The organism is Micromonospora auratinigra, from assembly GCF_900089595.1.
Lineage (GTDB): Bacteria > Actinomycetota > Actinomycetes > Mycobacteriales > Micromonosporaceae > Micromonospora > Micromonospora auratinigra.
This window is the reverse complement of sequence record NZ_LT594323.1, coordinates 1,569,664-1,583,135: the sequence shown is the minus strand read 5'-3', so window position 1 is coordinate 1,583,135 and position 13,472 is coordinate 1,569,664. Positions and strand designations below refer to the sequence as shown.

11 protein-coding genes are annotated in these 13,472 nt (G+C 70.3%); 4 read left to right on the top strand and 7 right to left on the bottom strand.

The window, feature by feature from the left end:
* Positions 1-111: 111 nt before the first annotated feature.
* Positions 112-1,200: a sensor histidine kinase gene (locus tag GA0070611_RS06985; RefSeq protein ID WP_231921353.1), complete on the top strand. Its 1,089-nt coding sequence runs from the start codon at positions 112-114 to the stop codon at positions 1,198-1,200.
* Complete coding sequence (locus tag GA0070611_RS06980) at positions 1,197-1,853, top strand: response regulator (RefSeq protein WP_091659438.1); 657 nt, start codon at positions 1,197-1,199, stop codon at positions 1,851-1,853. The genes GA0070611_RS06985 and GA0070611_RS06980 overlap by 4 nt, the downstream gene beginning before the upstream one ends.
* A gap of 244 nt (positions 1,854-2,097) precedes the next feature.
* On the opposite strand, the gene GA0070611_RS06975 is transcribed toward GA0070611_RS06980, so the two are convergent.
* The 5 genes from GA0070611_RS06975 to GA0070611_RS06960 form a co-directional block, all read right to left on the bottom strand.
* Complete coding sequence (locus GA0070611_RS06975) at positions 2,098-2,427, bottom strand: hypothetical protein (protein ID WP_091659433.1); 330 nt, start codon at positions 2,425-2,427, stop codon at positions 2,098-2,100.
* 13 nt (positions 2,428-2,440) lie between these two features.
* Positions 2,441-5,419 carry a CHAT domain-containing protein gene (locus GA0070611_RS06970; protein ID WP_091659427.1) on the bottom strand — a complete coding sequence of 993 codons (2,979 nt, stop codon included), beginning with the start codon at positions 5,417-5,419 and terminating at the stop codon, positions 2,441-2,443.
* 724 nt (positions 5,420-6,143) lie between these two features.
* Positions 6,144-6,290 carry a hypothetical protein gene (locus GA0070611_RS31290; RefSeq protein WP_167604410.1) on the bottom strand — a complete coding sequence of 49 codons (147 nt, stop codon included), beginning with the start codon at positions 6,288-6,290 and terminating at the stop codon, positions 6,144-6,146.
* 114 nt (positions 6,291-6,404) lie between these two features.
* A complete protein-coding gene (locus GA0070611_RS06965; RefSeq protein WP_091672584.1) occupies positions 6,405-7,610 on the bottom strand; it encodes a metallophosphoesterase in 1,206 nt (401 codons plus the stop codon).
* 342 nt (positions 7,611-7,952) lie between these two features.
* On the bottom strand, positions 7,953-8,624 hold the full coding sequence (locus GA0070611_RS06960) for a hypothetical protein (protein WP_091659422.1): 672 nt from the start codon (positions 8,622-8,624) through the stop codon (positions 7,953-7,955).
* A gap of 309 nt (positions 8,625-8,933) precedes the next feature.
* On the opposite strand from GA0070611_RS06960, the gene GA0070611_RS06955 reads away from it, so the two are divergent.
* Both GA0070611_RS06955 and GA0070611_RS06950 read left to right on the top strand, forming a co-directional pair.
* Positions 8,934-9,692, top strand: a complete 759-nt coding sequence (locus tag GA0070611_RS06955; RefSeq protein WP_091659417.1) for a DUF2071 domain-containing protein — start codon at positions 8,934-8,936, stop codon at positions 9,690-9,692.
* A complete protein-coding gene (locus tag GA0070611_RS06950) occupies positions 9,689-10,603 on the top strand; it encodes a TIGR01777 family oxidoreductase (RefSeq protein ID WP_091659413.1) in 915 nt (304 codons plus the stop codon). The genes GA0070611_RS06955 and GA0070611_RS06950 overlap by 4 nt, the downstream gene beginning before the upstream one ends.
* Before the next feature lie 201 nt (positions 10,604-10,804).
* Here the strand turns inward: GA0070611_RS06950 and GA0070611_RS06945 are convergent, their stop codons facing one another.
* Entirely contained in the window at positions 10,805-11,896 is a 1,092-nt protein-coding gene (locus GA0070611_RS06945) for a sensor histidine kinase (RefSeq protein WP_167604409.1), read from the bottom strand.
* Between the two features lie 177 nt (positions 11,897-12,073).
* Positions 12,074-13,027, bottom strand: a complete 954-nt coding sequence (locus GA0070611_RS06940; protein WP_091659403.1) for a hypothetical protein — start codon at positions 13,025-13,027, stop codon at positions 12,074-12,076.
* Positions 13,028-13,472 lie beyond the last annotated feature (445 nt).

Sequence of the window (13,472 nt, the reverse complement as noted above, 5' to 3'; positions counted from 1 at the left end):
AGCCGCCGTACTTTCGACTGATCCGCCCGGGCGGCGGCCCCCTTACGTTGTCGGTGAGGGGGGAGAATGCTTGCTGGGATCTGGGCTGAGCCTCGCCCGGCGCGTCCGCCGGTGCGGGTCTGGCGGGACTGGGTGCTGTCCTCGGCTCTCGTCGCGGTCTCGCTCGTCGAGCTGCTGCTGCGCGACGACCGGGCGTGGGCGCCGCTGCTGGTCGGTGTCAGCGTCGTGGTTGCGGCGTGCCTGCTGTGGCGGCGCACGCGGCCGCTGACCGCGGTCGCCGTCGCCTTCGGCACCGTGCTCGCGTTCGACACGGCGAGGATCGTGGTCGTCGACGCCACCGGCCTGCTGGGCATCGCGGGCCTGCTGGTGTTGCCCTACGCCCTGCTGCGCTGGGGGTCCGGTCGTGAGGCTGCCCTCGGACTCGGCATCATCCTCATCTGGCTACCCGTCACCCTCATCGCGGAACCGACCTCACCCGCGGAGAAGGTCGCCGGTTACGGCTTCTTCCTGTTCTCCGCCGCGCTCGGTGCGGCAGTGCGCTACCGCACCAGAAGCCGCGACCGCGACATCGAGCAGGTACGGCTTCACCAGCGCAACGAGCTGGCCCGTGAGCTGCACGACAGGGTCGGTCACCGTGTCGTGGCCATCGCCGTGCAGGCGCAGGCAGGTCGCGCGCTGTCCGCCGCGGATCCGGAGCGCGCGCTGGCCACCCTGGTCACCATCGAGGAGGAGGCGTCCCGGACGCTCACGGAGATGCGCGCCCTCGTGGGCGTGCTGCGCGACGGAACGGACGCCGAGCTCGCCCCCCGGCGCGGGGTGGTGGACATCGAACGACTCGCGCGTCCCGGCGGCGAGGTGCTGGGCGTCGGCGTGCAGGTCTCCGGTGACGTCGAGGCCGTGGAGCCGGCGGTCGGCACCGCCCTCTATCTGATCGCCGCGGAGGCGGTCACCAACGCGACCCGCCACGCCTGCGGCGCCACCCGGGTCACCGTCGACGTCACCGCATCCCGCAGCCAGGTGCACCTGCGGGTGCGCGATGACGGCGAGGCGACGACGACCGGCTCCCGGTACGCCGGCTACGGGTTGCGCGGTATGGCCGAACGGGCGAGCCTGCTCGGCGGCACCTTCCGGGCGGGACCTGACCCGGACGGCGGCTGGAGCGTCGACGCCGCGCTGCCCCGGCGAGCGCGGACGTCATGAGCATCCGCGTGCTGGTCGCTGACGACCAGGACATCGTCCGGGCGGGGCTCTGCATGATCCTGGGCGCCCAGCCGGGTATCACCGTCGTCGGTGAGGCCGCCGACGGCCGCCGGGCGATCTCCCTGGCCCGTTCGCTGCGTCCCGACGTGTGCCTGCTGGACATCCGCATGCCCGAGGTCGACGGGATCGAAGCCACCCGCCAGCTCGCCGGGGCGGACGTCGCCGATCCGCTGGCCGTCGTCGTCATCACCACGTTCGACCTCGACGAGTACGTCTACGGCGCGTTGAAGGCGGGCGCGCGAGGCTTCCTGCTCAAGGACGCCGGCGCCGAGCTGCTCGCTCAGGCCGTCCATGCCGCCGCCCGCGGCGACGCCCTGATCGCGCCGAACATCACCGCGAGGCTCCTGTCGTCGTTCGCGAACAGCCGCTCGCGCGCGGTGCCGCCTGAGCCGGTCGAGCCGCTGACCGCGCGCGAGGAACAGGTCCTGCGGGCTGCCGCGCGCGGACGGACCAACAGCGAGATCGGCGTCGAGCTGTCCATCAGCCTGAGCACCGTCAAGACCCACATCGCCGCCCTGATGCGCAAGCTCAACGCCCGCAACCGCGTCGAGATCGTGATGTGGGCCTACGAGACACGCCGCGTCGGCACCTGATCGGTGCCCGAGCAACAGCGGAGAAGCCCATTACCGGCGGTTCCGGTGACGGGCAACCTGCGTTGTCACATCGATCATGGCCGAGATTTTGATCAAGTCAGCGACCTCTTCGGTGTGAACCAGGACGCCGCACCGACTCTGACCTGCTGCGGAAATGAGAATGTGCAGGTCGGGGTGGGCGCAGTTGGATTCAACTCACTGCCGTTGGACACTGTTCAACAGCAGTCAGGGAGTCGCCAGGGACTCAGAACCGGCCGGCGGCGTAGTCCACGAGTTCGGCAGTCGGCCTGGTGTTTCCCCGGCGCGTGCGTCCGGTGGGCGCGGTAGCTCTGACCGCGCTGGAGAACAGCAGCGGGAAGGCAGCACCCAACACCGCTACGGTGAACGCGCGCTGCGGCTCCTCCCAGCCGAGCAGCGCGGCCCCGCCGCCGAGCAGCGTGTAGATGACCGAGACGGCGATCTCGCCGCCGGTCGGGATCCTGTTCTTTTTGAGGGCGGGGGTGATCCGCAGTAGCTCGGCGATGAACGCGCCGAGGATGCCGAGAGCGATAGTTTGCCAAAGGCCAGAGATCACTGTGTTCCCTAGGTTAGGCACCGAAGTGGATCAGGTTCGCCCAGAGGCTGGGCTGGTCAGGGCGGGTTTCGCGGAGCCAGCGGATCGAGCGGTGCAGGGCCGTCTCGGCGTCCGGCGCACCGTCTGCCCGCCGGTCGAGTTGCTCGTAGAAGCGCTTGGTCAGGTCGACGGCGATGGCGTCGTCGAGCGGCCACAGGGTGCCGACGACCTGCCGCCATCCGGCGTACTGGAGTGCCGCGGTCAGGGTGATGGCCTCGTCGGTGTTGGCCACGCCGGCGAGTGCAGTGTGGCAGGCCGACAGGAAGGCAAACTCGCCGCTGGTTGGTGCGGCGCGTAGCCGGGCGACGGATAGCATCTCGCCGCCTGCCAGTAAAAGGCCGCTGCTCGACGGTTTCTCCAGGTGGACAATGCCGTGGCAGCAGAAGTGGCTCCAAGAGGCGCGGGTCAGGGCGGCGAGCACCGCGGCGGGTGTCGCTTCGGAGGAGTCCAGCCACTCCGATGGGCGATCAGCCCCGCTCACCACCGCGGCGGCCTCGGCCTTCGCTCCCTTGAGTTCCTGACGGGGCAGATCGCCGACCGAGACCACCACTAATGACGCCGGCTTCGCGGGCCGCGGTGCACGGCTGTGCCGTAGCGCTGCCACGGTCGGGGTGTACGACGACACTACGCGGTCCAACATGCCGGGCGAACCGTCGCGCGGTTGCGCGGCGTGCAGGGGCAGCATCGCAAACAGCCCGGTCGGGCACCACCACAGCCGGCCCGGCCGGTTGCCGCCCAGCGCGCCAAGAACTGGCCGCCCAACCGCGTGCCAGAGCCAGTCGAGCAGGTCGGTCAGGTCCCGCTCCATGCTTCGAGCTTCCTCCAGCACCGACACCAGGTGTTGCCGAGCCCGCCGGACCAGCTCGGCCGCCCCGGCGTCGGGCAGCGGGACGACCTCAACGCCGGCCGGGGTCACCACAAGAGCGTCGCAGCGCCACCTGCTCGCGTTGATGACCACGATCGGGCCGTCGGCCGTCGCGTCCCGGATCGTGCTCGCCGAAGGTGTGCCAAGGAAATCAGTAAACCGCGGATCGGTCCGGATCTCCCCGACCAGGGCCGTAATCTGGTCTGAGAGGGCGGCCCGACGGGCGACGTCGCCGCCGTCCGCGCGCAGTTCACCGAACAGCTGTTGCAGCTTGATGGCCGCTGCGGGTCGCTGGTCGTGCAGATCGGCGAGGTCGCCGTTGAGGTGCAAAGTCTGCGACCAGAGCACCGCCCTGCCGCGTTCCAGCAGCTCCAGCGCGCGTTCTGGCTGGTCGGCGGCGATTGCGCAGGCTGCTGCGTCATTCGCCAGGTGGGGCCAGTTCGCCATCCGGTGCTCGCTGTCCTCAGCCGCAGACCCGGCCCAGGTCAGCTCGGTGAACAGGTCGACCGCAGCGGTGTACGGCTCGAGTGCAGCGGGAATGTTGTCCGACTTCATCAGTGCGTGCGCCCACATCCGGCAGGCCATCAGGCGTACCTCCGTCCGGGCGCTTGTCTCGGCACCCGCTACTCGCCACAACGCGATGATCTCGGACGTCGGTGCTCGGCCTTCGCGCTGAAGGGCATAGCCCAGCACGGTGGATGCCCTGGCGTTCTCGGCTCCGCGATCCCTGGTCGCGTCGGCGGCCTCGCGAGCCAGTCGTACCGCCTCTGTGATGTCCTCGGTCCGGCCGGTGAGCTCATGGCGGCGCACGAGCATGGACGACAGGCTGCACTGGTAGACGGCGCGCTCCTGGTACCCCACGGGCAGCATGTCCACCGCCTCCCGGGCCAGCCGGACTGCCTCATCGATTTGCCGGGTATCCCGGCGCTTCGCCCGGCGTTGCCGTAGCCCGGGCCTCAGCGCAGAGGTGTTCTCCTCGCCATTGGTGTCCGCAACTGATTCTACGATCTCGGCGGCCATGTTCATCACGAGCGCGGCCCGCTCGGGTCCACCCCCACCGATGCCGGTCAACGCGGCGCGGTGCAGCCGCTCGGCCTGCCGGGCATGCTCTACGTCGCGGGTGCGCTCGTGAGCGGCGGTGTAAGCGAGGGCCAGGTTGGTCTCCACGCCGGCACGGGTCGCGGGATCCTCGACGGGGATAGTGCGGGCCCGCTCCGCGACGCCCAGCGCCTCGGTGAGGTCGTGCTGCTGCCCGCGGTGTTCGAACCGCGCCGCCAGGCTCCGGACCAGCATTGACATCGCCATGGCCTGCTCGTCCTCAGGCTCCGGGTACAGGTCGATCGCGGTGCGAAAGGCTGACACCGACGCGTCCAAGTCCTCCGGCTGCCGAGTGATGTCGTAGCGCAGGCGGCACGCTGATCCAAGGAAGAACGAAGCCGTGCGCAGGTCGACCGGCAGTAGGCTCCGGCACAGCTCCACCAGGCTGTCCGAATCCTCCAGGCGTCTTAAGTGTTCCACTCGGTACTGTAAAAGGTGCGCGAGGATGATGCCGTTGGACGGATCCTCCTGAAGCGACTCGGCAAGCAGGTCGATCGCCGGATTCAGCAGGCTGACGTCCCGGAATGCGGCGTACCACTCCCCTCGCAGAAGACCCACGGCGGATGCGACCATCGCCGGCGGCATCGCATCCAGCTCCTGCAGCTTCCGAAGGGCCAGGTCGGCCGCCTCCAGTTCCGAGACCGGCCCGCCGAACTCGTAGCAGCGCTGGTGCGCAAGATTCAGCTGCCACAATCTGAAAGCGCGGAAATCCTCGTCCATCTCGCCGTTGAGCGACTCGCGCAGCACGCCCGCTGCCTCGATCGCGTCCTTCCGACTACGCGTCAACTCCGACCGTTCGATCAGGCCCTCGCCGAGATCCGCGAGCAGCACCGCGCGGGCCTCGTCGGTCCAACCGTCGTTCTTGAGGAGAGCGCGAAGCTCCGCGATGCCCTGATCGATCCTAGGGAGGTCACGTTCCTTGCCTCCGCGTTCGATGATCTGGCGCGCTGCTAGCGCACGCTCGCCTGGCTCGATGGACTGCCCCGCCATGCGCCCCGCTCCTCGCCATCGAAAAAACAGACGCTAATAGGCTGAACACGTTGATCGGAAGCGACGATCGGCCGATCACGGATTTTATCGAACGGTGGAATCGGATCTATCCTCGAGCATGGTTCGGCCATGGACACGTCCGCAACGCCGTCGTGCTCGGCGTCCCAGGAGCCACCCTCGCCGCTTTCCGGGGCCACCTTCAACCTCGCGTGAAGCGCCAGGCCTGGCCGGCATGGTCACGTGCACTCAATTCGGCATGGGCGGACGTCTTCGGCCCGCGAACTCGAGCCACGGGGCGTGAAGCTTTCGGGCACGCCGAAGGAGTCATCGCCGAGGAAACGCTGGTCAACGCGTTGCTGGCGGGATTCGAGTCTCAGCCCTCGGGATCACATCGACGCGAGCACAGCGCGAGCCAGAGCCATCTGTCGATACGACAGGGCCCTCTCGACCGGCGTCAGCGGTCCCCGGAGGCAGCCGGCACCAGCAGGACGGGGAGCAGCGAACCCTGACCACTTCGGTGTTCTCTGAGAGGGCGGTCCGCAGTAACTTGACCTGATCTATGAGTCTGCCAGGCAGAGCGGGCAGCATCGGCAGGGCTTACTGGCCCCGCTCATCCAGGACGCGCCCCCACTCGCCGACCACACCGATCTCGAGCGATTCGTCCATGCGACCTTCGTGGATCGCACCAATCAGCTCCCCGGCGAAGTCAACATCGAGCGTCTGATCAGTCGATCAGCTCAGGCGGCCCGAGGACCCATGGCCGCCGGCTGGGCAACTGCTGAGACAGCATGTGCATCGAATCGCCGACCGAGGCGGGCACCGTTCCTTCGACCGTCGCAACCAGACGGTCGATCGGGTGATCTTTTCGCACGAAGCCTCCCGCAATCCGGGCCACCGCCAGCGGACACCTACCACCTCCGAACCAGCGTTGTCAGGACTGCGGAACCCTTTCGCGCCGGCGCATCGGCAACCGTCGTGGCTCCGCTCACTCCTGGCGCAGCAGGTCCGGGCGGCGCTGCCCCGCCCGCAGGGTGAGCAGGGTGATCTCGCTCGGCGCGAAGATCCGGAACGGCGGACCCCAGAAACCGGTGCCCCGGCTCGTGTAGAGCTGGGTACGGCCGTGCCGGCTGAGCCCTTGCACCACCGGCTGGTCGAGGCGGACCAGATAGTGGAACGGCCACATCTGGCCACCGTGGGTGTGCCCGGACAGTTGCAGGTCGACGCCGGCCGCGACCGCGTCACCGATCTGCTTCGGCTGATGGGCCAGCAGCAGCACGGGCAGCCCCGGGTCGGTGCCGGCGAGCGCCGCGCCGTGGTCGGCCCGGTGACCGGCGAGGCCGGACGAGCCGGCGGTGACGTCGTCCACCCCGGCGACGACGAGCCGGGCACCGTCGCGCTCCACCACGTGGTGCCGGTTGTGCAGCGGCTCCCAGCCGAGGGTACGCATGTGGTCGACCCAGCCCTGCGCCTCGCCGTAGTACTCGTGGTTGCCCGTCACGTACGCCCGCAGGAGCCGGGCCCGGACGGTGCCGAGCGGCGCGGCCTGCGCCCGGCGCTGGTCGACGGTGCCGTCGGCGATGTCGCCGGTGTGACAGACGATGTCGGCGTCCAGCACGTTGACGACCTCGATGGTGCGGGCCGACCAGCGGGCCCGGTCGATCGGGCCGTAGTGGGTGTCGGTCAGCAGCACCACCCGCACGCCGTCGAGACCGGCGCCGAGCCGGTCGACGGTGACGTCGACCCGCCGGACCCGGGGCACGCGCATCGCCTCGGCGTACCCCCAGGCGGCCAGGACGGCTGAGACCACCGCGACGCCGACCGCCACGGCCCGCGACCGGGTCGGGTCGGCGACGCCCGCCGCGGTCAGCGCGAGCCGGGCCACGTTGCCGAGCAGCGCCCAGACGAACAGGATCCAGACCAGGCCGAGGAGGGCGTCCCCGGCGCGGGCGGCCGCGTCCGACCGCCGCCGGCCGTGCCCGAGGTACATCAGGGCGGGGAGTGCGACCAGCGCGACGGCGAAGACCGCCGTGCCGGCGGCCACCACCGGGGCCGGCCAGCGGGCCGCGATCGTCAACGTCCACCAGGGCAGCCCGAACAGCAGCAGGAGGATCGAGACCAGCGTCGCCCCGGACGCCAGCGCGCGCCGTGACCGTCGGGTGGGACGTACCTGTACGGCTTCGCCGGCTGCCATCTCGTCCTCCTGTCGGGGTCCGTGCAGCATGACACGACCCGTCCCCGATCGACCACGCGCCGGCCGTCCGACGGCGCGCATCGGACCCGGCCGCCGGCACCGGTTCCCGGTGGTCGCCCGAGCGCCCGACGTAGCGGGGCCGGACCGCTCAGTGCCCTCGCCGGGTACGAGACGTTCCGCTTCGCACCCGTGCCAAGTACCGATGACGGCCGTGATGTCGACGGCATCTTCTCGGCGACGGTCGATGGTGATCGGACCATCGTGACCCCAGATCAGCTGCTTCCACGACCTGCGGCCGGTGGCAGCTCCGAAACGGCGCAGCTTGTGTTGCTGCCAGTTGGGTTACAGCAGGTCCAGCAGTGTCTCCACCCGCGTGGCCAGCACCAGGTCCATGGCGCCCTCGACGCGGACACTGACCACCGCACTACCGGGTGCCTGTGCCAGCCGGACCACCAGGGTGGGCGTGCCCGCCAACGGGTACTCGAACCAGCCGTCAGGTGTCTCGTCGTTCGTGTCATCGAGCACGCCGGTCAGTGCCGCCTCGTCCAGATCGTCATACGGGTAGCCGATGTAGACGCTGATCTGCCGGAGCAGTCGCGCGATGTGGTCCTCGATCACCCATCCCGCGACCTCCGCCGTGCCACGAACATCTCTCTCCTGCGGCAGCGATCCCGGCGACACCAGCTGGCCTGCCTGCGGGTCGTACGAGTCGAGCTCGAAGGAACCTGCCAGCGCAGGAAGCACGTCGGTGTCCTCCCAGCCGTAGGGCAGCGTAAGGGCGACGAATCGATCTGCAAGGTCAGTACGACCCCATGGTTGCCGCCGACCCAGGTCGTGATGCCACGGAGAGATCATGTCGGCAAGGGCCGGCCAACGACGCAGCAACTCGGCACGGAAAGCAGGGACACGTGCATCCGCCGCCAGGCCCTCGGCCCCTTCGTCCGCGAGCCGATCTGCGAGCCACTGAGCGTCCTCTGCCGCTCCCGTCGGCCAGAAGTACAGGTCGTAGCTCACGCGAGCAGCGTACCGATCACCAGACGCGCGCACCCTCTGGGTTTCGGCTGCGAGCTTCCGCGGCTCGCGGTCCGCCAGCAGAACGAGGCGGGTGGCGAGGACGATGGCGACGACCGGTGGTCCGTCGGGAACGGGAATCCGGCGAGATGACGTGCCGTGGCTGCAGGGGCGAACCGACGGGTTGAGCGATTGCTCAAAAGGTCCTAGACTCCAGGTTTTGAGCGATAGCTCAAAACCTGGACGGCGGCTGCCCGCGCAGGCATCACTCCGGCAACGCCAGGCGCGCGCCGGTAGAGGGAAGGTGGCCACATGAGAGCCCTCCGGTTGGTGAGCGTCGTGCAGCGCCGTCTGCTCGTGAACTACCGCACGGATCCGGAGGCCACCGCACGGCTGCTACCCGCCCCGCTGCGACCGCAGGTCGTCAACGGATGGGCCGTGTCGGGCATCTGCCTGATCCGGTTGAGCGACGTCCGCCCACCGTCCGTGCCCGCACCGTTCGGCGTTGGTAGCGAGAACGCCGCGCACCGGATCGCGGTGGAGTGGGACTCACCCGGCGGTGTCACACACGGCGTCTACATTCCACGCCGTGACACCGGCTCCCGGCTCAACTCCTGGGTCGGCGGCAGGCTCTTCCCGGGGCGACACCACCTCAGCCGCTTCGACGCGAGAGAGAGCGCGAACGAGCTGCGGATCGCCTTCGCCGATCCGTCCGATGCGGTCCGCGTCGACGTCCACGTCCGGATGGTGGCCGCCCTGTCGGGCAGCCACCTCTTCTCCGACGTCGACCAGGCGTCGGAGTTCTTCCGGCGCGGTGCCAGCGGATTCTCCACCACCCCCGACCCGAGCCGCCTCGACGGACTCGAGCTGCTCACCGAGGGCTGGCGGGTCACGCCGGTGGAGTTGGCATCGGTCCAGTCCACGTTCTTCGACGACCCGGTCCGGTTTCCCCCGGGATCCGCGATACCCGACTGCGGGCTACTGATGCGCAATGTGCCCGCCACGTGGAAGTCGCTTCCGTCGATGGCCGTGCGGCCCGCCGGTGACCCGACCACCAGCAGCCGCCGATGAAGATCGTCATCGCCGGCGGTTCCGGCGCGCTCGGGCAACGCATCGCCCGTGACCTGACCGGTCGGGGCCACGACGTGGTGGTGCTGAGCCGTTCGACCAGGCGGCTCCGGTGGGGCCGGCCGGTGCTCTGGGACGGTCGGACCGTCGGCCCCTGGGCAGCCGAACTGCGCGACGCCGCATTGGTGAACCTCTGCGGTGAACTGGTGCTCCGGCGGCCCACGCCGGCCAACGTCGCGCTGCTGACACGTTCCCGGACGGAACCCACCCTGGCGCTCGCCCGCGCCTGCTCCGATCTGGACCGGCCGTTGCCGGTGCTCCTGCAGATGAGCACGCTGGCGATCTACGGCGACGCCGGCGAGGCGGTGCTCGACGAAACGGCCCCGCCCGCCGACGGTCCCCCGCAGATGGCCGATGTCGCGCGGGCGTGGGAAGCCGCCGCTGCGCAGATCACCGCGGCGCGCACGATCACGTTGCGTACCGGCATCGTCTTCGACAACGGCACCCCGGCCCTCGATCGACTGACCGGATTCGTGCGGTGGGGACTCGGTGGCCGGATGGGCAGCGGCCGGCAGTGGATCAGTTGGCTGCACATCGACGACCTGTGCGCGATCGTGCGCCGCTGCCTGGACGACTCCTCGCTGTCCGGCATTGTGCATGCCACCTCCCCCAACCCCGTACGCAACAGGGACCTCATGGCCGCGCTCCGCCGGACGATGGGTCGCGCCGCCGGTGTTCCCACCCCTGCGCCTCTGATCCGGGTCGGATCGGTGTTCATGCGCGCCGACCCGCTCCTGGTCCTGACCGGCCGTCGGTGCGTCCCCCAGCGGCTGTGCGATGCAGGCTTCGAGTTCACCCATCCGGAGTTGGGGTCCGCGCTCGCCGACCTGCTCGCCGGAGCAGGCCGCCGATGACCGCACCCGTGTTCCTGGCCGGGCAGGGACCAGCGAGCAGCGCCGCCGCAGAGGTCGGCCTTCGCTCCGGCGAGTGGTGAGCATCGGGCTCGCGTCGCGGCGCGGGAGAAGGCGGCGGGGCGAGCGATCGCGGACGAGGTGCGCAGGGCGATGGAGACGACGCATCGGCCCGCTGCGCGGGCCATGTCTGCGCCCACGCCCCTACCGCACTGATGCTCCATCTCGGTGAGGGCGTCCGCAGGACTGCAGCGGGAACGCCGCGGTGAGCTGCCAACCGCCGCCGCGCGCCGCGCCTGCGACGAGGGTGCCGCCGAGCACCTCGACGGCTGCGGCGAGCGCGCCCAGGCCGGAGCCGCCGTGCCAACGCCCGTCGCCGGCCGCATCCCCGGTGCAGGCGTCATTGACCACGCTGGCCTCCAGCAGGTCCCCGTCGCGGCGCACGATGATGCGCACTCGCTGCGCTCGCGGCGCGTGGCGGCGGACGTTGGTGAGCGCCTCGACCACGATCCGGTAGATGGTGGCACCGACCTCGCGGGGCGTCACCACATCGAGCTCCACGTCGATGTGTGCCGTGACGAGGGCGGTGCTCGACGCGACGAAGCGGGCCACCAGCGCCGGCAGGTCCCGCAGGCCCTGCTGCGAGACGAGAGCCGCCGGCCCGTCGTTGCCGAGCATGTGGACCGTGCGGTCCAGGGAGGTGAGGGCTTCCAGTCCGGCCTGCTCGATCTGCCGGAACATGGCGACCGCCTCGACCGGGTCGCGTTCGGCCACGATCTGGCCGGCCTGCGCCTGAGCGAGCATGGCGCTGATGTCGTGCGCGACGAAATCGTGCAGGTCACGCGCCAGGCGCAGCCGCTGCGCGCGGCGCGCGTCGCGCACGCTGCTGGTTCGCTTGTTCTCCAGCGCCCGCAGGTACAGCCCGACGCCGACGGCGATGGCGGCACCGAGTCCCCAGCTCATGCAGCCGGCCAGCGTCTCGGCGGTCAGGCGGGGTGCGCCGAAGCGCAGGATCCAGGTCGCCATGCCGACACCGGCCGGGACCACCGTGGGGAACACCAGCCGAGCCGGAGCGTCACGGACGGCGAGAACCACCAGACCCGCCAGCGCGCCGACCTCCAACAGGGCGAACCCGACGGTCAAGGGGTTGGCGCGAGCCGGACGCTGCAGCAGGACGACGCAGACCGTGACCGCCACGGAGGTGCTGCCCGCGCCTGCGGTGAACAGCGGATTCCTCGACGCCGGACGCGACCGCGTGACGAGCAGGATGCTCAGTGCCGTCACGGTGACGGCCATCGGTAACACCATCAGGACGCCGAGGGCCGTCACCGCCGCCGCAGCCACCGCTATCGAACCCACCGGTACGAGGACCCGCCGCTGGCGGCTCTCATGCGGCAATCGTACGGCAGGGCACCGCTGCCGGTCGTGTCGCTCGGTCCGGCAATCGTCCACGGGTGCGACGAGCGGGCGCGGTCACGCCCGATCCGCCTCGACCGCCCGGACCGTGCCGGACAGGTGCTGTGCCCGCTCACCCGGCTGCCGATCCCCCCGTCCGCAGACGCCGCAGAGGGCGGCCCGTCGCCGCAGGTGGTAGGCGTACGTCGCGGCACCGAGCGCTACCCCCCAGAGCGGCCAGAGCCACGCCGGCCAGGTCATCGCCCAGGCCTCGGGCTCGGGTCCGCGGATCGCGTCCAGGCGGATCTCCATGATTCCGGCGGGAATGATGAACACCGACACGATCGTGGCCGGAATGACGGCCAGTAACGGCGGGACGCGACGGCCGGCCTTGAACCAGATCCATCGCGGGTACACCTCGCCCCACCGCTGGACCAGTCCCAGGGTCAGCGCGACTCCGCCGAGGGCCATCAGCGCGATGAGCAGTCCGCCGAGGAACATGCCGGTGTGCTTGTTCTCCTCGTAGAAGTCCCGGGGGATGCCCAACGGCCAGCCGGCGGCCCAGGCGATGCGGGTGGCGGCGTAGATGCTCGGCACGGTGCACGCGACCCACACGGCCCAGCGCCCCCACCGCAGCGCCTGCGCCGGCGAGGTCCAGTGTGGGGCCGTCGATTCCGCCCGACCGCACACGTCGCAGACGTCGGAGGTGCGCCGCTGGTACGCCAACGCCGCCATGCCCCAGAGCAGCCCACCCACGACGACGACCAGCAGATTGAGCCGTGGCCAGGGGATGAACGCGCTGACGCTCCGGCCGCCCGGCATGCCGAAGATCGGTGACACGATGATGAACGGCACCCGGGTCAGCAGCATCAGCAACCGGTAGTCCGGGACGACCAGGCACAGGCATGCCGCGACCACCCAACCGAACGTGAGCAACGCCCACCGCAGCGGGCCCCGGCCGAGGCCTCGGGCCATCAGCACGCCGACCACGAGGCCGACGGCACCCAGACCCGCGATGATCGGACCCGCCACGGCAGAGCGCGCACCGTCGAGGATCAACACCTCGTTGGACTCAGGGTCACCGGCACCGAAAGGAAACCCGGCGCCGCCGAACGCCCAGAACACGCCCAGCGCCCCGTAGCAGACGGACCAGGCGGCAGCGAAGTAGCCCGCGAACCACGGCCAACGCGACCGCCACCGCCCGCTGACGCCTGGATGAGCAGTGCCGACCGCACCGGCAGGTGCGGCCGACCGATCCGAATGTCGCAATGTCATGACGCCTCCCCGTCGTGGCCTGCCCCACCGTCGCCGGGCGGGCCGCTCCCTGTCCTCACGGTGCCAATGGCGCGGCCTACCGAACATGTGCCGATCGGCAGGATTCGAGGACCACACCCGGCATCGTGCGTGCCGTTGTGCACCCCGGCGTTGGCGTCGCGCCAACGATCAGTCCGGCTCGGCCGAGTGACCGCCGGGCCGG